At 71.0% G+C, this 18,287-nt stretch carries 20 protein-coding genes; 9 read left to right on the forward strand and 11 right to left on the reverse strand.

Going from position 1 to position 18,287, the window contains the following annotated elements; all coding sequences use genetic code 11:
- Positions 1 to 6 precede the first annotated feature (6 nt).
- Genes ruvA through BN948_RS02995 form a run of 3 tightly spaced genes read left to right on the forward strand, consistent with a single transcriptional unit; the run spans position 7 to position 2,776 of the window.
- Complete coding sequence (gene ruvA / locus BN948_RS02985; RefSeq protein ID WP_009516697.1) at positions 7 to 582, forward strand: Holliday junction branch migration protein RuvA; 576 nt, start codon at positions 7 to 9, stop codon at positions 580 to 582.
- The gene (ruvB, locus tag BN948_RS02990; RefSeq protein WP_009516698.1) at positions 583 to 1,641 is read left to right on the forward strand and encodes a Holliday junction branch migration DNA helicase RuvB; all 1,059 of its coding nucleotides are present in this window, start codon (positions 583 to 585) and stop codon (positions 1,639 to 1,641) included.
- Positions 1,642 to 1,657: 16 nt separating this feature from the next.
- The gene (locus BN948_RS02995; RefSeq protein ID WP_009516699.1) at positions 1,658 to 2,776 is read left to right on the forward strand and encodes an SPOR domain-containing protein; all 1,119 of its coding nucleotides are present in this window, start codon (positions 1,658 to 1,660) and stop codon (positions 2,774 to 2,776) included.
- A 73-nt stretch (positions 2,777 to 2,849) separates the two neighbouring features.
- Here BN948_RS02995 and BN948_RS03000 read toward each other — a convergent pair whose 3' ends face one another.
- Together BN948_RS03000 and BN948_RS03005 are read right to left on the reverse strand one after the other, a co-directional pair.
- Positions 2,850 to 3,995: a DSD1 family PLP-dependent enzyme gene (locus BN948_RS03000; RefSeq protein WP_009516700.1), complete on the reverse strand. Its 1,146-nt coding sequence runs from the start codon at positions 3,993 to 3,995 to the stop codon at positions 2,850 to 2,852.
- Positions 3,979 to 4,629: a histidine phosphatase family protein gene (locus BN948_RS03005; protein WP_009516701.1), complete on the reverse strand. Its 651-nt coding sequence runs from the start codon at positions 4,627 to 4,629 to the stop codon at positions 3,979 to 3,981. Before BN948_RS03005 ends, BN948_RS03000 begins: the two co-directional genes overlap by 17 nt.
- A 65-nt stretch (positions 4,630 to 4,694) precedes the next feature.
- Here BN948_RS03005 and BN948_RS25455 point away from each other — a divergent pair, with 65 nt between their 5' ends.
- On the forward strand, positions 4,695 to 7,061 hold the full coding sequence (locus BN948_RS25455; RefSeq protein ID WP_158515822.1) for a hybrid sensor histidine kinase/response regulator: 2,367 nt from the start codon (positions 4,695 to 4,697) through the stop codon (positions 7,059 to 7,061).
- Positions 7,062 to 7,085: 24 nt separating this feature from the next.
- Here the strand turns inward: BN948_RS25455 and BN948_RS03015 are convergent, their stop codons facing one another.
- From BN948_RS03015 to BN948_RS03030, 4 genes are all read right to left on the reverse strand, one after another.
- Positions 7,086 to 7,751, reverse strand: a complete 666-nt coding sequence (locus BN948_RS03015; RefSeq protein ID WP_009516703.1) for a DUF4136 domain-containing protein — start codon at positions 7,749 to 7,751, stop codon at positions 7,086 to 7,088.
- A 37-nt stretch (positions 7,752 to 7,788) separates the two neighbouring features.
- Positions 7,789 to 8,703 carry a tRNA 2-thiocytidine(32) synthetase TtcA gene (ttcA, locus tag BN948_RS03020; RefSeq protein WP_009516704.1) on the reverse strand — a complete coding sequence of 305 codons (915 nt, stop codon included), beginning with the start codon at positions 8,701 to 8,703 and terminating at the stop codon, positions 7,789 to 7,791.
- A 120-nt stretch (positions 8,704 to 8,823) separates the two neighbouring features.
- Positions 8,824 to 9,198, reverse strand: a complete 375-nt coding sequence (locus tag BN948_RS03025) for a dihydroneopterin aldolase (protein WP_009516705.1) — start codon at positions 9,196 to 9,198, stop codon at positions 8,824 to 8,826.
- 7 nt (positions 9,199 to 9,205) lie between these two features.
- Complete coding sequence (locus BN948_RS03030) at positions 9,206 to 9,982, reverse strand: SDR family oxidoreductase (RefSeq protein WP_009516706.1); 777 nt, start codon at positions 9,980 to 9,982, stop codon at positions 9,206 to 9,208.
- Here BN948_RS03030 and BN948_RS03035 point away from each other — a divergent pair.
- The 5 genes from BN948_RS03035 to BN948_RS03055 all read left to right on the forward strand — a co-directional run bounded on the left by BN948_RS03035 (position 9,981) and on the right by BN948_RS03055 (position 13,183).
- Positions 9,981 to 11,123 carry a class I SAM-dependent methyltransferase gene (locus BN948_RS03035; RefSeq protein WP_050980600.1) on the forward strand — a complete coding sequence of 381 codons (1,143 nt, stop codon included), beginning with the start codon at positions 9,981 to 9,983 and terminating at the stop codon, positions 11,121 to 11,123. The genes BN948_RS03030 and BN948_RS03035 overlap by 2 nt on opposite strands.
- Positions 11,124 to 11,135: 12 nt before the next feature.
- Entirely contained in the window at positions 11,136 to 11,330 is a 195-nt protein-coding gene (locus tag BN948_RS03040) for a DUF2905 family protein (RefSeq protein ID WP_009516708.1), read from the forward strand.
- 78 nt (positions 11,331 to 11,408) lie between these two features.
- A complete protein-coding gene (trxC, locus tag BN948_RS03045) occupies positions 11,409 to 11,855 on the forward strand; it encodes a thioredoxin TrxC (protein ID WP_009516709.1) in 447 nt (148 codons plus the stop codon).
- Positions 11,856 to 11,891: 36 nt separating this feature from the next.
- The gene (locus tag BN948_RS03050) at positions 11,892 to 12,875 is read left to right on the forward strand and encodes a glucokinase (RefSeq protein WP_009516710.1); all 984 of its coding nucleotides are present in this window, start codon (positions 11,892 to 11,894) and stop codon (positions 12,873 to 12,875) included.
- A 53-nt stretch (positions 12,876 to 12,928) separates the two neighbouring features.
- Positions 12,929 to 13,183 (forward strand): hypothetical protein, encoded by a 255-nt coding sequence (locus tag BN948_RS03055; protein ID WP_009516711.1) that lies wholly within the window; start codon positions 12,929 to 12,931, stop codon positions 13,181 to 13,183.
- Positions 13,184 to 13,189: 6 nt separating this feature from the next.
- On the opposite strand, the gene BN948_RS03060 is transcribed toward BN948_RS03055, so the two are convergent.
- From BN948_RS03060 to BN948_RS03080, 5 genes are all read right to left on the reverse strand, one after another.
- Complete coding sequence (locus tag BN948_RS03060) at positions 13,190 to 14,812, reverse strand: sodium:solute symporter family transporter (RefSeq protein ID WP_035620407.1); 1,623 nt, start codon at positions 14,810 to 14,812, stop codon at positions 13,190 to 13,192.
- Entirely contained in the window at positions 14,809 to 16,428 is a 1,620-nt protein-coding gene (ggpS, locus tag BN948_RS03065; RefSeq protein WP_009516713.1) for a glucosylglycerol-phosphate synthase, read from the reverse strand. Before ggpS ends, BN948_RS03060 begins: the two co-directional genes overlap by 4 nt.
- Positions 16,429 to 16,448: 20 nt before the next feature.
- A complete protein-coding gene (locus tag BN948_RS03070; RefSeq protein WP_009516714.1) occupies positions 16,449 to 17,345 on the reverse strand; it encodes an HAD family hydrolase in 897 nt (298 codons plus the stop codon).
- Between the two features lie 115 nt (positions 17,346 to 17,460).
- Positions 17,461 to 17,601 (reverse strand): hypothetical protein, encoded by a 141-nt coding sequence (locus BN948_RS03075; RefSeq protein ID WP_156037823.1) that lies wholly within the window; start codon positions 17,599 to 17,601, stop codon positions 17,461 to 17,463.
- Positions 17,602 to 17,796: 195 nt separating this feature from the next.
- Positions 17,797 to 18,240: a hypothetical protein gene (locus BN948_RS03080; RefSeq protein ID WP_009516716.1), complete on the reverse strand. Its 444-nt coding sequence runs from the start codon at positions 18,238 to 18,240 to the stop codon at positions 17,797 to 17,799.
- Positions 18,241 to 18,287 lie beyond the last annotated feature (47 nt).

Below are 18,287 nucleotides of genomic sequence, written 5' to 3' on the forward strand. Positions count from 1 at the left end.
ACTCGAATGATAGGCAAGTTGACCGGCACCCTGCTGGAGAAGAACCCGCCCCAGATCCTGCTGGACTGCCACGGCGTGGGCTACGAGGTGGACGTGCCCATGAGCACCTTCTACCTCCTGCCCGCCAGCGGCGATAAGGTGTCGCTGCTCACCCACTTCGTCGTGCGCGAGGACGCGCAGATCCTCTACGGCTTCGCCACCACGGCCGAGCGCGACGCCTTCCGGCAACTCATCAAGATCAGCGGCGTGGGTCCGCGCACCGCGCTGTCGGTGCTGTCGGGCCTGTCGGTGACCGACCTGGCCCAGGCCGTGAGCACGCAGGAGACCGGGCGCATCGTCAAGGTGCCGGGCATCGGCAAGAAAACGGCCGAGCGCCTGCTGCTCGAACTCAAGGGCAAGCTCGGCGTCGACCTGGGCCTGCCGGCGGGGGCCACGCGCAGCGACGCGCAGACCGACATCCAGCAGGCGCTCATGGCGCTGGGCTACAACGAAAAGGACGCCAGCGCCGCGCTGAAGGCGCTGCCGGCGGACGTGGGCGTCACCGATGGCATCAAGCTGGCGCTGAAGGCGCTGGCCAAGTAAATGAGCATCCAGACCGACGACTTCGCCCCCGCGCCACGCGTGATCTCGCCGATGGCGACCTCGCCCAAGGAGGAGGCGATCGAGCGCGCGCTGCGGCCCAAGCTGCTCGACGAGTACGTGGGCCAGATGAAGGTGCGCGAGCAGCTCGAGATTTTCATCGGCGCCGCCAAGAAACGCGCCGAGGCGCTGGACCATGTGCTGCTGTTCGGCCCGCCCGGCCTGGGCAAGACCACGCTGTCGCACATCATCGCGCAGGAATTGGGTGTGAACCTGCGCCAGACCAGTGGCCCCGTGCTCGAAAAACCCAAGGACCTGGCCGCGCTGCTGACCAACCTCGAGCCCAACGACGTGCTCTTCATCGACGAGATCCACCGCCTCTCGCCGGTGGTGGAGGAGATCCTCTACCCCGCGCTGGAGGACTACCAGATCGACATCATGATCGGCGAGGGCCCGGCCGCGCGCAGCATCAAGCTCGACCTGCAGCCTTTCACCCTGGTGGGCGCCACCACGCGCGCGGGCATGCTCACCAACCCGCTGCGCGACCGCTTCGGCATCGTGGCGCGGCTGGAGTTCTATTCCGCCGAGGAGCTCGCGCGCATCGTGCGGCGCAGCGCGGGCCTGCTCAACGCGCCCATCGACGAGGACGGCGCCTTCGAGATAGCGCGCCGCTCGCGCGGCACGCCGCGCATCGCCAACCGCCTGCTGCGCCGTGTGCGCGACTACGCCGACGTGAAGGGCAGTGGCCGCATCAGCAAGGACATCGCCGAGCGTGCGCTGGCCATGCTCGACGTGGACCCGCAGGGCTTCGACCTGATGGACCGCAAGCTGCTGGAGGCCGTGATCCACCGCTTCGACGGCGGGCCGGTGGGCCTGGACAACATCGCCGCCAGCATCGGCGAGGAGCGCGACACCATCGAGGACGTGATCGAGCCCTATCTCATCCAGCAGGGCTACCTGCAGCGCACGCCGCGCGGGCGCACCGCCACGCTGGCGGCCTACCGCCACCTGGGCGTGAACCCGCCCCGCACCGAGGGTGGCCTGTTCGGCGCCGCTGACTGAAGCCGCTTCAGCCGCCATGAGCAGCCCGCCGACCGCCGCCCCACCCGACACCGCCGCGCTGGTCAGTGCCACCGAGGCCCTGTACCGCGCGGCGCTGGGCGCGGGCCGCACGGCCCACTACCTGCCGGTGTTCGCGCGGTTCGACGAGCGCGGCATGTCAGGGACGTCGTGGAACCACGCAGCGGCCTGGCTCAACCTGAACTGGCTGCTGTACCGGCGCCTGTGGCGCCAGGCCCTGTTGTATGCCGTGGCGCTGGCCGCTGCGCTGGGCCTGTGGTGGTGGGCGGGCGGCGTGATGGCTGCCTGGCCGGCCGGCGTGCGTTGGGGCCTGCTCGCCTTGATTGGCGTGCTGGCGGTGGTTGTGCCGGGCTGGTGGGGCAGCGCCTGGTTGCACGCCGACGTGCGACGCCGCATGACGGACGCCGTGCGGCGCGCGCGCACCGTGCAGGAGGCCTGCGGCCTGCTGCAGCGCGTCGGGCCGCTGCGCTGGGTCTGGGTGCTGGCGCTGTTGGTGCAGGTGGGGTTGTTGTTCGCGCTGGGTGTGCGCACGGGCGCATCCCCGACCACCGCGGTCCCCGGACCGGCGCAGGTGGAGCGGACCATGGCCGAGGCGGCTGCGCCAGCCCCCGTGCCAGCGCCGGAGCCCGTCCCGGCGTCACCGTCCGCTTCGCCGGCGTCCGACGAGGTCGTCGCGGCGCCCGCGCCCTCCCTGGTCTCCGCGTCGTCCAGCGGCGCGTCGGTGGCGGGCACCGTCACCGCGGAAGCCCCACCACCCAAGCCCAAGGCAACCACGCCGGCACCGACACCGGCACCGGCACCGGCACCGATCCTCGCGCCCGCCACCCGGCCGAGCGCTTCGCCTGCCCAGGCGTCCGCCACCAGCACCGACGCACCGCGCCCGCGCTGGCAGGGCCATGGGGTCAACGTGGGCATCTTTGCCGACCCTGCCAACGCCGAGCGCGCGGCGGCCCGACTGCGTCAGGCGGGGCTGCCGGTGCGCACCGACCCCGTGGAGTCGGCGCGGGGTCCGCTCACGCGTGTGCGCGTCGGCCCATTCGACACCCACGATCAGGCCGAGGCCGCCGCCGAGACGGTGCGCAACGTGGGCCTGGAGGCCCGCGTGTTCGGGCCCTGAACGGCGAGGCCCCAAGGCGGATCGGCCCGCTCGGGGGCAGCGACCGGAGCAGCGTGGGCCGTGGCGGCCCGCTTCAGTCCACCGCGCCGCGCGCGTCCACGCGCAGCACCCGCTCCACACGACCCGTCAACAGCCCACCGCGCACGCCGATCATCGCGTCGTGCAGGTTCACCGTGGGATCGCAGTGGCCCGGCACCAGCCACACCGTCTCGCCCAGCGCGGGCAGGGCGGCGCCGCGCAGCACGCCGTGCTCGTCGCCGCCGTTGGCGAAGTCCAGACCCTCGGGCAGCCACACGCGCGGCAGACCGCTGTCGATGGCATGGCTCTTGTGGCCGGCGTCGATCACGGCGCGCCCCTCGGGGCGGCTCATCACCTGCGCCTTGACGAAGAGGGCGTGCTCGAAGGCGGGCGAATCACCGTCGGCGGTGTTGGCGGCATAGTCGGCGTCCATGAACAGGTAGGAGCCCGCCTGCAGCTCGCCCCACTGGCCGCTGGCCACCTCGTGCACGAAGGTGCCGGTGCCCGCGCCGGTGACCAGCGGCACCACCAGGCCCGCACCCTCGATGAGCGCGCGCGTGCGCGCCACGGCCTCGGCGGAGCGCGCCACGGTGGCGGCGCGCTCGTGGGGCGTGCGCTGGTGCTGGGCCGCGCCGTGGTAGGCCTGAAGGCCCGCCAGGCGCAGCGGGGCGTGCGCCGCCACGGCCCGCGCCAGGGCCAGCGCCGGCTCGCCCGGCGCCGCGCCGCAGCGGCCATGGCCCACGTCGATCTCCACGAACACGTCCATCGCGCCTGGCGCTCGCACGCCGGCCCCCGCCAGGGCTTGTGCGAGTCGCTCAATGCCCAGCGCGCTGTCCACGGCGATGGCGAAGCGGGTGCCGCCCGCGCGCACGGCGCGCGCCAGCCGCGCCAGCTTGGCCGGGTCCACCACTTCGTTGCTCACGTAGACGTCCGTCACGCCCGCCGCGGCGAGCGCCAGCGCCTCACCGATCTTCTGGACACACACGCCCACCGCGCCGTGGGCCATCTGCAGCTTCGCCAGCTCGGCGCACTTGTGCATCTTGGCGTGCGGGCGCAGGCGCAGTCCGCGCGCCCGGCACCAGTCGGCCATGCGGTGCAGGTTGCGGTCCATGGCGTCCAGGTCGATCACCAGCGCGGGTGTGTCGATGGCGGCCACGCCCTGGCCGACCAGGCCCGCGAAGCGCTCAGGCGTTGCGCTCATCGAGCACCCCTTCGTTGTCGGGCACCTGCAGGTGGCTCACGTCGCCCCAACCCACCAGGGCCAGGCCTTCGGGGGACCACAGCAGGCGGTTGACGGCGCAGTTGGCCAATTGCCAGCTGCGCGGCGCCTGCAGCTCCAGCCGGGTGGCCGCACGGTACAGCACGTCCAGCACGCCGCCGTGCGCCACCAGCAGGATCTGCTCGCCCGGGTGGCGCGCGGCCAGGTCCAGCGCGGTGCCGACCACGCGCTCGCGCAGTTGCAGCAGGGTCTCGCCGCCGGGCGGCGCGAAGTCGGGCATGCGCTTGCGCCAGGCCAGCGTTTCGGTGGGGTAGCGCAGTTCCAGCTCGTCCCAGGTGTGGCCTTCGAAGCGGCCGAAGCTGCGCTCGCGCAGGCCGATGTGCGCGTGCACCGGCAGCTCGCGCGTATTGGCCACGCCCTGGGCGGTGATCCGCGCGCGCTTGAGGTCGCTGCTGTAGATGGCGGCGATGGGCTCGTCGCGCAGGGCGTGCGCCAGCCGTTCGGCCTGCCAGCGGCCGTGGTCGTTGAGGTCGATGTCGGTGTGGCCCTGGATGCGCGTGTCGCGGTTCCAGGCGGTCTCACCGTGGCGCACGGCCAGTATGCGGGTGACTTGCAAGCGTATTCCCGGAGAGAGGGGCGGTCGGGATGAAATGTACCGGCCCTTGCGACACAATGCCGCGCATGGCCACGCCCGATGGCGACTTCTCTTCGCTGTTCAACTTCCTGCCGATCGGCGCTTACCGCAGCGCCCCCGATGGCCGGATGATCCGGGCCAATGAGGCGCTGGTGCGCTTCAACGGCTATGAGCGCGAGGCCGAACTCATCGGCGGCGTGGGCAACATCGCCACCGAGTGGTATGTCGACTACCGGCGCCGCGACGACTTTCGCCATCTGCTCGAGCGCGACGGCCACGTGCGGGGGTTCGTGTCCGAGGTGTACCGCCACAAGACGCGCGAGCGAGCCTGGATCAGCGAGAACGCGCACATCGTGCGCGACGCCGATGGTCGGGTGCTGTTCTACGAAGGCACGGTGGAGGACATCACCGAGCGCGTGGAGCAGCAGCGCGACATCCGCGAGCAGCAGGACCGCATGCAGGCCCTGGCCGACCAGATCCCCGGCATGGTGTTTTCGCTGGTCGTGCACCACGACGGCACGCGCCGCTACCGCTACGTGAGCTCGGGAGCGCGCGAGTTGCTGGGCGTGTCGCCGGACGTCTTCCTGCAGGACCCGACCGTGATCGCTCGCCTGTTGCACCCCGACGAACGCCCGCGCCTGCAGGCCGAAACGCAGGCCCTGTTGGCCGGCAAGGCCGTGCTCTCGGGCGAGTTCCGCATCGTGACGCCGGACGGCCAGCAGAAATGGGTGCACAACCGCTCTTGCGAGGCGTACCGCGACAAGGAAGGCATTCACCGCGTGGGCGTGCTGCTCGACATCACCGAACCCAAGCGCATGGAAGAGGCCCTGCACCGCAGCGAGGCGCTGTGGAAGATGGCGCTGGAAAGCGCGGGCGACGGCGTGTGGGACTGGAACCTGGCGACGGGCGAGGAGTATCTGTCCGACAGCCTGCTCACGATGTACGGTTACACGCGCGACGACGTGCAGGGGGTGGCCGCCGACCTCGACGAGCGCACGCACCCCGACGATCTGGCCGGCATGGTGGCCGCGCGCCAGGCGCATTTCGAGGGACGCACGCCCGTCTACCGCAACGAGCACCGCATCCGCACCCGCGATGGGCGCTGGATCTGGGTGCTCACGCGCGGTGCCGCGGTCCAGCGCGACGCCCAGGGCCGCCCGCTGCGCCTGGTGGGCACGCACACCGACATCACCGAAATCAAGCAGGCCGAGGAGCAGCAGCGGCAGTTCGAGGCGCAGCTGCGCGAGCGCCAGAAGATGGAAGCCATCGGTACCCTGGCCGGTGGCGTCGCGCACGACTTCAACAACCTGCTGGCCGCCATCCTGGGCAACCTGGTGCTGGCGCGCGAGGATGTGGGTCCCGAGCACCCCGCGCAGGAAAGCCTGATCGAGATCAATCGCGCGGCGATCCGCGCGCGCCAGCTCGTGCAGCAGATCCTCACCTTCAGTCGGCGCGATGCCCAGACCATGGAGCGGCGCCTGCTGCTGCCACTGATGGAAGAGGCCCTGCGCCTGATGCGCACCCTGCTGCCGGCGGGTGTGCGGCTCAACCTGCGCCTGGACGCGTCGCCGCTGCCCGTGATGGCCGACGGCACGCAACTGCAGCAGGTTCTGATGAACCTGTGCACCAACGCCTGGCAGGCCTTTGACGGCCGCGCCGGCGAGATCACCGTGGCGCTGCACGAAGCGCCTCTCGACGCCGCGAAGGCGCTGCAACTCGGTGGCCTGAGCCCCGGGGCTTACGCCTGCCTGAGCGTGGCCGACAACGGGCCGGGCATGGACGCGGAAACGCAGCGGCGCGTGTTCGAGCCCTTTTTCACCACCAAGGCCCCCGGGGTCGGCACGGGCCTGGGGCTGGCCGTGGTGCACGGCATCGTCAAGGCGCACAAAGGCGCCATCGCGCTGGACAGCGCGCCGGGGCGGGGCACGCGATTCGACGTGTACCTTCCGCTGGCGCCCGATGGCGCGTCGGTGGACGAGCCCGAGGCCGCCCCCGAGGCGGCGGCGCTGCCCGCGCTCGACGGGCGGCACCTGGTGTACGTGGACGACTACGAGGCGCTGGTGTTCCTGGTGCGGCGTTTGCTGACCAAGCGCGGGGCGCGCGTCACCACCTTCGAATCGGGCCAGGCCGCGATCGACTGGCTGACCGAACACGGCGACGAACCGATCGACCTGCTGGTGACCGATCAGAACATGCCGGGGCTGTCGGGGCTTGAGGTGGCGCGCGCCGCGCTGGCCCGGCGCCCGGCGCTGCCGGTGGCCATCGTCTCCGGCCACGTGAACGAGGCGCTGATGGCCGAGGCCGCGACCCTGGGTGTGCGGGAGGTGCTGCCCAAGCAGGACAACATGGACGCGCTGGGCCAGGCCATCGGCGCGCTGCTGGAATCCTCGGACCGCGGGCGTTTGACCGCCTGAACGGTCTGCGCCGGGGCACGCGCCTCAGCGCGGCACTTCGATGTTGACCTGCCGCACGCCCGTGGGCGGCGCGGGGAAGCCCTGCAGCGCCGCGTCGAGCATGGCGGTCCACAGCGCCGGCGTGCTGTTCCAGCGGCCGTCGTGCGCGGCGCGCGTCTCGTACACCACACGCCCGCTCGCGGCGTCGCGGATCACCAGCGACACCGAGCGCTGGTAGTAGGGCGTTTCGAAACGCGGCGCCATCATGGGGAAGAACACCACCTGGCCGGAGCCGGTGACGACGTAGTCGCGCCCGGGCATGGCGAAGGGGTAGCCACCGTACGGCCCCCAGCCCCAGGTGTCCCATGGGTCTTCCCAGGGCGCACGCGGCAGGCGCACATTGCTGGCGCCCACCTGCACGGCCCAAGGGGCCGACACGTTGGCGGCGGCGCGCGTCCAGCCCAACTTCGCGAGCGCGGCCTCCGCGTAGCGCTCCAGCTCATCTTGCCCGCGCCCGGCGCGTTGCTCCTGTTGCTGCGAGGGCAGACGCTCGAACCGGTAGACCTGCGGCGGGGCGGGCACCGCCGCGTTGGCCGCGCGATCCTGCCAGCGCGGGAAGCTCTCCACCTGGTTGTCGACCAGGATGACGGACGCGCAGCCCGACAGCAGCAGCGCGGTCAAGGCGGGGATGAGAAAGCGGATCGAGGGCATGGACGTCTCCTGCGTTGAGGCCCCTCGTGGCTGGCGCTCAGCTGGCTTCGGTGGTGGCGATGGGTATGACCGCGCGGGCCTGCGCCGGGTTCCCCGCCACGAACGGCTCGGGGGACTGCGCCGGCAGCGCTTCGTCGTCGAAGGCCTTGTCGCCGTTGTCGTCCGGCACGCCACTCGCCCGCAGGGTTTCAAAAGGAAACAGTGCGCGGTCCATCAGGTGGCTGGGCACCACGTTCTGCAATGCGCTGGCCATGTTCTCCACGCGCCCGGGGTACTTCTTCTCCCACTCGCGCAACAGGTTGCCCACCTGCTTGCGCTGCAGGTTCTCCTGGCTGCCGCACAGGGTGCAGGGAATGATGGGGAATTGCCGGATATCGGCCCAGCGGGTGAGGTCCTTCTCGGGCACGTAGGCCAGGGGACGGATCACCACATGTTTGCCGTCGTCGCTCACCAGCTTGGCCGGCATGCCCTTGAGTTTGGCGCCGAAGAACATGTTGAGCAGCAGGGTCTGCAGCATGTCGTCGCGGTGGTGGCCGAGCGCGATCTTGGTGGCGCCGAGTTCGTCGGCCACGCGGTAGAGGATGCCGCGGCGCAGCCGGCTGCACAGGCTGCACAGCGTCTTGCCCTCGGGGATGACGCGCTTGACGATGGAGTACGTGTCCTGGTTCTCGATGTGGAACTTCACGCCGAGCTTGCCCAGGTACTCGGGCAGCACGTGCTCGGGAAAGCCCGGCTGCTTCTGGTCGAGGTTGACCGCGATCAGCTCGAAGTTCACCGGCGCGCGCTGCTGCAGCTTCATGAGGATGTCGAGCAGGCCGTAGCTGTCCTTGCCGCCCGACACACAGACCATCACGCGGTCGCCTTCCTCGATCATGTTGTAGTCGACGATCGCGCGCCCGACCTCACGGCACAGGCGCTTTTCGAGCTTGTGGTTTTCCAGATCCATGTTCATTGCGATTCCTTTACAGGCGCCAGCCCGCACAACCCAGAGATGCCACGGAACCGGCTTTGCCGGGCCGTTGGCATCGCCCCCTTGAGGGGGTGGCGCGCAGCGCCGCGGGGGTGTTCATTCCTACCATTGCCCGCTTTCCATGCGGATCGCGACCTCGCAGTCCTCGAAGATCTCCAGCTTGGCGATCTTCACGCGCACGCCGATCACGCCGGGCAACTGCATGAGCCGGCGGGTGAGTTTGCCGATCAGGCTCTCCAGCAGGTTCACGTGCTCGGCGGTGCACTCGTCGATGATGATCTGGCGCACCTTGCGGTAGTCGAGCACGTGGGTGATGTCGTCGTCCTTGGGCAGCAGGGGCTGCGTGCCCTGGTTGAGTTCGGCGTCGACGCGGATGGGCTGCGGCGCCTGCTTCTCGCGGTCGAGGATGCCCAGGTTGGCGTCGAAGCGCAGCCCGCTGAGGGTGAGGATCTGGGTGGCGGCGGTCGTGGGGATCATGCGGTCCTCACATGAGGGAAAAGTCGCGCTCGAAGCGCATCAGGTGCTGGCCACCGTCCACCAGCAGCGTGGTGCCGGTGATGGAGCCGTTGTCCAGCGCGAAGGCCACGGCGGCGGCCACGTCGGCCGGGGTGGACGAGCGGCCCAGTGGCGACTGCTGGTGCAGTTGCTGGAACTTTTCATCCGTGAGCAGGTGGCTGGTGAGCGTGAGCCCGGGCGCCACGCCCACCACCCGCACGCGCGGGGCCAGGGCCAGCGCCAGCATGGTGTTGGCCGCTTCCAGCGCCGCCTTGGACAGGGTGTAGCTGAAGAAGTCGGGGTTCATGCTCCACAGCTTCTGGTCGAGCAGGTTCACCACCGCGCCGCGCGCGTCGCGCTCGGCCAGGTGTGCGTGCAGGGCCTGGGCCAGCAGCACGGGCGCGCCGGTGTTGGCGCGCAGGTGGGCTTCCATGGTGGCGAAGTCGAAGCTGCCGGCGCTGTCGTGTTCGAAGGTGGAGGCGCTGTTGACCACCGCGTCCACCGCGCCGAAGCGCGCCGCCACGGCGGGCAGCAGGGCGCGCACGCTGGCCTCGTCGGACAGGTCGGCAAAGAAGGTGTGGGCGCTGCCGACTCGCCCGCTGGCCGCCTCGCAGTCGTCGGCGGTCTGGCGCGCTTCGTCCAGCGAATGGCGGTGGTGCACCGCCACGTTCCAGCCGGCCCGCGCCAGGGTGATGGCGATCTCCCGGCCCAGGCGCCGGCCAGCGCCGGTGACCAGCGCGGTGCGGGGCGTTTGAGGGGAGGGCATGGGTGACAATCGGCGCGTGAACGCCCCATTCGTGAACCAGCCCGGGAGTGTAGCCAGCCCCCTGACGGCCCGCATCCTGGCGGCCATCGACGCGGCGGGCGGCCACCTGTCCTTCGAGCGCTTCATGCGCATGGCGCTGTACGAGCCGGGGTTCGGCTACTACGCCTCTGGCACGCCCAAGTTCGGGCACTTCCCCTCGCAGGGCAGCGATTTCGTCACCGCGCCCGAGCTCACGCCATTGTTTGCCCGCGCGCTGGCCCGCCAGGTGGCGCAGGCCCTGGCGGCCACGGGCACGCGGGAGGTCTGGGAATTCGGCGCCGGCAGCGGCGCGCTGGCGGCCGAGCTCATCGCCGCGCTCGACGCCGCCGGCCAACCCCTCGCGCGCTACACCATCGTCGATCTGTCCGGCGAACTGCGTGAACGCCAGCGCGAACGGCTGACCGCCTGTGGCGATCGTGTGCGCTGGGTCGAGGCCTTGCCCGAGCGCATCGAGGGCGTGCTGCTGGGCAATGAGGTCCTCGACGCCATGCCCGTGACGCCGCTGGCGCGCCGAGGTGGTGTGTGGCACGAACGCCTGGTCGCGCGGTCTGGCGAAGGCTTCACCTGGGCCGAGCGCCCCACGGGCCTGCGGCCGCCCGTGGACGTGCCCGGCGAGCACGACTACTGCACCGAGGTGCATCCGCAGGCCGAGGCCTTTGTGCGCACCGTCGCCGACCGGCTGGTGCGGGGCGTGGCCCTGCTCATCGACTATGGCTTTCCCGAGGCCGAGTACTACCACCCGCAGCGCCACATGGGCACGCTGGTGGCACACCGCGCGCATCAGGTGGACGACAACGTGCTGGAGCGCCCCGGCGAGAAGGACATCACCGCGCACGTGAACTTCACCGGCGTGGCGCTGGCGGCACAGGACGCGGGGCTGGACGTCATCGGCTACACCAGCCAGGGGCGCTTCCTCATCAACCTGGGCCTGGTCGAACTCTCTCAGGGCGCCGACCCGCGCGAGCGCTCGCGCATGCAGATGCTGGTGCACGAGCACGAGATGGGCGAGCTGTTCAAGGTCATCGCGCTGGCGCCGTCGGGCAGTTCCACCGGCTGGACGCCGATCGGCTTCGCGCATGGCGACCGCACCCACCGGCTCTGAGAGGGCCTGGACATGATCCGCTGGATGATCGTCATCTTCCTGGCCCTGCTGCTCATCAGCTGGGCCACGCCGCTGTTGCGCCGCCTGGGCCTGGGCCGCCTGCCGGGCGACTTCCACTTCCGCGCCTTCGGACGCGAGTGGTTCCTGCCGTTTGCCAGCACGGTGTTGCTGAGCTTCGTGGCCAGCCTGATCGGCTACCTGATCTGAGTCCCGGCCCCCGGCCTCCCTGCCGGCCGGGCTGCGGCGGGGCTTGCAATTCGGGCCGATGCCCAGCATCTGGGCGGCATGGACGCCACCACCCCTCTGCACGTCGTCTGCCCGCATTGCGGCACCACCAACCGGCTCGCGGCCGATGCCCTGGCTCGCGCGCCCGATTGCGGCCGCTGCCACCGTGCGCTGTTCACGGGTGTGCCCGTGGCGCTGGACGAGGCCGGGTTTCGCAAGACCATCGGCAAGTCGGATCTGCCGGTGCTGGTGGATTTCTGGGCGCCCTGGTGCGGCCCCTGCCGCGCGATGGCGCCGCAGTTCGAAGCGGCGGCGCGCGAACTCGAGCCGCATGTGCGGCTCGTGAAGCTCAACACCGAAGAGGCGCCTTCGCTGTCGGCGGCGATGAACATCCGCAGCATCCCCACGCTGGCCCTGTTTGCGGGTGGCCGGGAGATCGCCCGTCAGCCCGGCGCCATGGGCGCGGCGGACATCGTGCGTTGGGCGCGCGCCCACCTGCCGCGCTGAAGCCCGCTGGCGGCGCTCGGCCTATCATCCGTCGCCATGAGCGACACCCCTGCACCCACGGGCGGCCGCCTGCTGGCCGACATCGGCGGCACCAACGCCCGCTTCGCCTTCCAGGCCGCACCCGACGAGCCCTTGAGCGACATCCGTGTGCTGCCCGTGGCCGACTACCCCGGCGTGCAGGACGCGCTGCGCGATTACCTTGCGGGGCTGGCGCCGCGCACCGTGCGCGCGGCGGCCATCGCCATCGCCAACCCCGTCACGGGCGACGAGGTGCGCATGACCAACCACGACTGGGCGTTCTCGCAGCGCGCGCTGCGCGAGGCCATGGGCTGGCAGCGCCTGCGCGTGCTCAACGACTTCACCGCCTTGGCGCTCGCCTTGCCGGTGCTGCCGGCCAGCGATCTGCGGCAAGTGGGTGGCGGCCAGGCCGTGCCGCGCGCTGCGCGCGCTTTGTTGGGTGCTGGCACGGGCCTGGGCGTATCGGGCCTGTTGCCGTGCGGCGACGAGGGCTGGGCGCCGCTGCAGGGAGAGGGCGGTCACGTCACGCTGCCAGCGGCCACGCCGCGCGAGCGGCTGCTGATGGACGCGCTGGCGGCCCGATACGGCCGTGCCTCGGCCGAACGCGTGTGCTCCGGCGCGGGCCTGCTCGACAGCTTCCGCATCCTGTGCGAGGCCGATGGCGTCGCAGTGCATGGCATCGAGCGCGCGGCCGATGTGACCGAGGCCGCGCTGCAGCAGGGCCAGCCACAGGCGCTGGAAGCGCTGAATCTCTTCTGCGCGCTGCTTGGTTCGGTGGCGGGCAACCTGGCGCTCACGCTGGGCGCGCGTGGCGGCGTTTACCTCGGCGGTGGCATCGTGCCGCGTCTGGGTGCGTGGTTCGACAGCTCCCCGTTTCGCGAGCGCTTCGAGGACAAGGGCCGCTTCTGCGACTACCTGCGCGCCATTCCGGTGTGGGTGATCACCGCGCGCGAATCGCCTGCGCTGCTGGGCGCCGCGCGCGGCCTGGACGGCTTGGACTGAGCCGCCGCTTGCGCTAACCTGCTCCTTCGTTTGACGCGCCACCAGGAGATGCCATGACCACCCCGCTCAGAACCGTGCTCGTCTTCACCCCCGAGGACCAGGCCTGGCTGCGGCGCATGCAGTTGGTGGTGCCCGACTACTGGCGCGGCCACGGCGCCGCGCCAATCCCGGGCGACGTGTTCCGCGTCGGCGGGCGCCAGTTCACCATCCAGGGCCGGCTGTGGGAGCACGACCTGCAGGGCCCGGTGCTGCGCGTCTTCGTGGGCTCGGCGCACGCCGAGAGCGATTCGGTGTTTGCCGGCATGTGAGGCCGCTCACCGGAACACCCAGACGGTGACGGCCACGGCCAGGACCAGCCCGAGGGACTGCCAGCGGTAGTCGCGCCAGCCGCGGCTTGGCGTGGCCGCGTCGGCGCGGTGCCAGAGCAGACCTGCGTCGAGGGCACGCGCGGAGTGGTCGGCCTCGCTGTCCCTGGGCCCGCTCGCCATGGTGGTCGCCCACGCGACCGCGGCGCACAGCATTGCCGTCAGGCCGGCCACGATGGTGAAGTGTGGCAGGCCGTCGTCCATGCCCTGCCGAAGCGCCACGACCCGCCACACCAGGATCAGCGCCCCCCCAGCGTGGCCGACGAGCAGGGCCACGAGGGCCGCGCGGCCGTCCATGCGCCGCCAGAGCATGCCCAGCAGCAGCACCGCCACCACGGGCGGCACGGCGTAGGAAAACACCTGCTGGATGTAGTTGAAGAGGCCAGGGAAGTCGCGGATCGCCAGCGGCCACAGCGCGGCGATGACGACGAAGGCCGCCGTGGCGAGGCGGCCCGCCCGCACGATGCGCCGGGGCGACCAGCCGCGTTCCTCGGCGCGCACGAAGTCCACCATCACCAGCGTCGACGAGGCGTTCAGCGTGGAGTCGATGGTGGACATGATGGCCGCGATCAGGCCCGCCACCACCAGGCCCGCCAGGCCGGCAGGCAGGAAGCGGGCGATCTGCGCGGGAAAGACCTGGTCGCCCTGGGGCAGGTCGGGCAGCAGCGAGAAGGCGAAAGCCGCGGGGATCGCCATCAGGAACAGCGGCAGCAGCTTGAGCCCCGCCGCCAGCAGGGCGCCACCGCGCGCATGCTGCAGCGAGCGCGCGCCCAGCACGCGCTGCATGATGTACTGGTTGGCCCCCCAGTAGTAAAAGCCCAGCACCGGCAGGCCCAGGACCACGCCCAGCCAGGGCAGGTCCGGGTCGTCGAGCGGGCGCACCAGCGACAGGTGGTCGGCCGGCACCGAGGCGCTCGCCGCAGCCCAGGAAAAATTGAACTGCGCGAACACCTGGTAGCCGATGACGCCCGCGCCCGCCAGCAGCACCAGGGCCTGCAGCACGTCGGTGTACACCACCGCGCGCAGGCCACCCGCGGCGGTGTAGAGCCCGGCGAACGCGGCCAGCGCGATGCAGGCCGGCAGGAACGGCACGCCCGGCACGAGCACCTGCAGCACCAGCACGCCGGCGTAGACGCTGCCCGCGGTGTCCACGAAGATGGACAGGAAGATGGTGAGTGCCGATATGTAGCGGCACACGGTGGGGCCGTGGCGGGGGCCGAAGCGGCGCTCCAGGTACTGGGGGATGGTGGTCACGCGCGCGCGCAGGAACACCGGGATGGTGACCACGGCCATGAAGACCAGCACCAGCGCGGCCATCAGCTCATAGTGCGCCACGCTGATGCCGCTGCCGTAGGCCGCGCCCGCCACGCCGATGAGCGTGGTGGACGAGATGTTGGACGCGAACAGCGAGAGCCCCACGGTCACGACGCCCAGGCTGCGCCCGGCGAGGAACAGATCCTCGCCCGAGGTGCCGGCACCGCGCGCCGCCCAGGCGCCGATGAGCAGCACGGTCACGAGGTAGGCGGCGATCACCGCCCAGTCCCAGGCGCCGAACGAGGCCTGCAGCGTCATGCCGGGATCTCGCTCACGGGCTGCGGGGCCTCGTCCTCGGGACTTGCCTGCAACGCCTTGAAGGCCTCCAGCGTGTGCCGCGCCCATTGCACGGTGTCGTAGCGCTCCACGCTGCGCAGCATTCGCGCCATGCGCTCCTGCTGCTCCGGTGCCGGCATCTCCAGCGCGCGATCGATCGCCACGTCCATCTGGTGGTGCGAGTAGGGATTGGCCAGCAGCGCGCCATCCAGCTCCACCGCCGCGCCGGTGAACTCGGACAGCACCAGCACGCCGCCGAGGTTGCCAGCGTCCCCCTGCGCACCCAGCGCCGCCCCGTCGCGCGCCCGCGCCGCGACGTATTCCTTGGCCACCAGGTTCAGGCCATCCCGCAGCGGGGTGATCCAGCACACGTCCGCGCAGCGGTAGTAGGCCACCAGTTCCTCGAAGGGAATGGCGGTGGTGGACAGCCACAGCGGACGGTACGCCAGCGTGCTGTGGCGCGCGTTGATGCGACCGGCGATCTGCTCGATCTCGCGCTGCACGTTGCGGTAGACGCCCATGCCGGCCGCCGCCGCGACGGAGGTGACGAGCAGTTGCACGCGGCCCACCAGCGCGGGTTGGCGTTGCAGCAGACGTTCGTAGGCCAGCAGCATGTCGCGCGTGCCCTTGGTGTAGTCGGTGCGCCCGACCGACACGATGAGCTTGCGCTCGTCGGGCTCGCCCTTCTTCAGCTCCGCCAGGATGCGCGTCTCGCGCTCGCGCGTGAGATCGCTGTCGATCAGCGAGCGGATGTGCGAGACGTTGGTGCCGACCGGGCAGGCATCGACGTGAACGACGCGGCCCTCATGGCCGAGCTGGACCGGGTAGGAAGCCTGGGAGAGCGCCAGGCCATGGTGCGAGAGACTGGCCGGGGCCTTGGCCTCCTTGAGGATGGCCGTGCCCTTGAGGTTGCGCGCCGCCGCGGCGAAGCCCGCGGCGTAACGCGGGATGTGAAAGCCCACGAGGTCGCAGTCCAGCAGGCTGCCCAGGATCTCATCGCGCCAGGGCAGGATGCTGAAGATGCTGGACGAGGGAAAGGGCGTGTGGTGGAAGAAGGCGATCTTCACGTCCGGACGCAGCTCGCGCACGTAGCGCGGCGTCAGCCACAGGTTGTAGTCGTGAATCCAGATCACCGCGCCGGGCGCGGCCTGGGCCACTGCGGCCTCGGCGAACAGGCGGTTGACCTCTCGGAAGGTGGGCCAGTCCACCGCGTCGTAGTTGTAGCGCTCGGGGAAGGAGTGCAGGATGGGCCACAGCGCTTCCTTGGACGTGACGTGATAGAAGCTGCGCACCTGTTGCGCGGTCAGCGCCAGTCGCGAGACGCTGTAACTGCCGTAGGAGTCGGTGATGTTCACCACGCGCTCGAAGGGCTCCTTGCCGTCGCCCTTGCCCTTGCGGTCGGTCGAGCGCCCTTCCACTTGCTTCCAGGCCACCCAGGCGCCGTGCTCGACGGAGCCGAAGAAGCTCTTGAGGGTCGGCACGATGCCGTTGGGGCTGGCGTGCTCCCGGTAGACCACCTGGCCGTTTTCCACGTGCTCTTCGTAGGGCTGGCGGTGGTACACGATCACCAGGTCGGAGAGTGGGTGCTGTTTGTCCATGTCGTCGATCCTTTCGTTCTTCAGTCTCTGGCTTCGGTCGCGGCGCGGGTCGGCCGCGGCGCGAAGCCGTGGTGGCACACCGCATCGAGGATGCCGGCGGCGCCGGGGTGGGGGCTGCGGTAGGTGCGTGGCAAGGGCCTGGCGCGCAAGCGGCTCAGCAGCGCGGGTTCGGCGTTGCCCACCGCCACGCCGCGCAGGCCCGTTTCGAACAGCGACAGGTCGTTGAGGGTGTCGCCCGCGACCAGCACCTGGTCTGGCGCCAGGCGCAGGTGCGCGATGAGGTGGCGCAGCGTCGGGCCCTTGGAGACGCCGCGCGGCAACACGTCCAGGAAGGTGTCCGCCGACAACAGGCCGTCGTAGCCGGCGGCCCTGATCTTGCCGAGCGTGCCGGGCGACAGCCTTGCGGGCTCGTACCAGTAGCTCAGGCGGTGGCGAAACGGCGTGTCCTGCTCGCGCAGGCCCGGCTCGTTCGCCAGCAGGGCGCGCAGGGCCGCGCGCGCCTGCTCGTCGGAGGGCGCGCCACGCCGCCAGCGCGCGGCGATGTCGCGCTCCAGCTCAGGCAGCGGCTCGATGGCGGGCCCGCCCGCGATGGTGGTGCCCACGTCGCCGATCACGTAGTCCGGCCGGGGCAGGGGCACGCCCGCGACCTGCTGCGTGATCAGCTCGCGCACGAAGGGCAGGTCGCGTCCCGTCACGAAGATCAGGGTCAGGCGCGCCGGTTGCTGTTCGCGCACGGTGTGCAGCCAGCGGTACAGCGCCGCGCGCTCGGCCTCGTTGCCGCCGAGAAAGGTGCCGTCCAGATCGGTGGCGAGCACCAGCGGGCGCTCCAGGGCGAGGTGCGGGGCGAGGTGTGGAGCTGCTGGGGTGTCGGCCAGCGTGAACAGGCCGGCGGCGGTTCGGACAATCGCTTGGGTCATGGGCTGCAGGTTGCGGGTACGAATGCGCCAGCGCCCGGGCGCTGCAGCAAGGCAGGTCCGGGGGGCGACGTCGGGGGGCAGGCGAGCGCTGTCGAGCGCTCGTGTCACGAGGCGCTCAGGAGAGCGGAGGCTCGGATCGGCGGTTGGTGGCGTAACGCAGCACGGCGAAGTGCTCGCCGGGCAGGGGTGGCGTCAGCGTGCTGCTGCTGGCACGCACCATGCCCCGCGCGATCGCCCCGCCCAGGCGCGTGTTCATGCGCGCGCTGCACCGCGCCGGCGGACGCGGCGTGTCGATGTGCGGTGGGGGGAAGGGCGTGGCTTGCATGAGGGGGCGGGGACGCCGGTGCGCCGCCAGCGAATCACCGGGGGCCGGTGACGTGAAACAAGGGGTATCTTACCCGGGCCCGCTTTTTGCCCTGCGCTGGCGGGTCAGTCGGGCAGGTCACGCACCTCAGGGGGCTGCCTCGTTGCCATCGCCATCGTCCATGTCCCATTCGAAGGCGCAGCGCCGGCAGCACACCGGGACCAGGTGAGGGCGCTGTTCGCGGTCGCGCCGCGCGGGGCGTTCCGACAGGCGCAACTGGCCGTAGGCGTGGCAGCGCGGGCAATTGGCCTGGTTGGCCAGTTCCTCGGCATGCATCAGCAGGTAGACGTAGCGGTTGAGCGCCCAGAGCGTGACGCCGCCCGTGAGCACCACGAAGGCGGTGTTGAGCAGCTTTTCGCCCGCGCTCGCGCCGTTGAACGCCTCGAAGCTGGCGAGCATGGCCACAGCCGCCAGCACGGCCAGGGCCATGTGCGCATGGCTGGAGAGCAGTTCGCGCTCATACCACTTGCGAAAACCCAGGCGCCGGATGCCCTCGGCCAGCGGCGGGTTCAGTGGGTTGGATGAGGGCATGGCGGCCTCCGGCGGTGTGGGCAGCCATGGTGGCACTGTCAGGCTCG

Source organism: Hydrogenophaga intermedia, assembly GCF_000723405.1.
Taxonomy (GTDB): Bacteria; Pseudomonadota; Gammaproteobacteria; order Burkholderiales; family Burkholderiaceae_C; genus Hydrogenophaga; species Hydrogenophaga intermedia.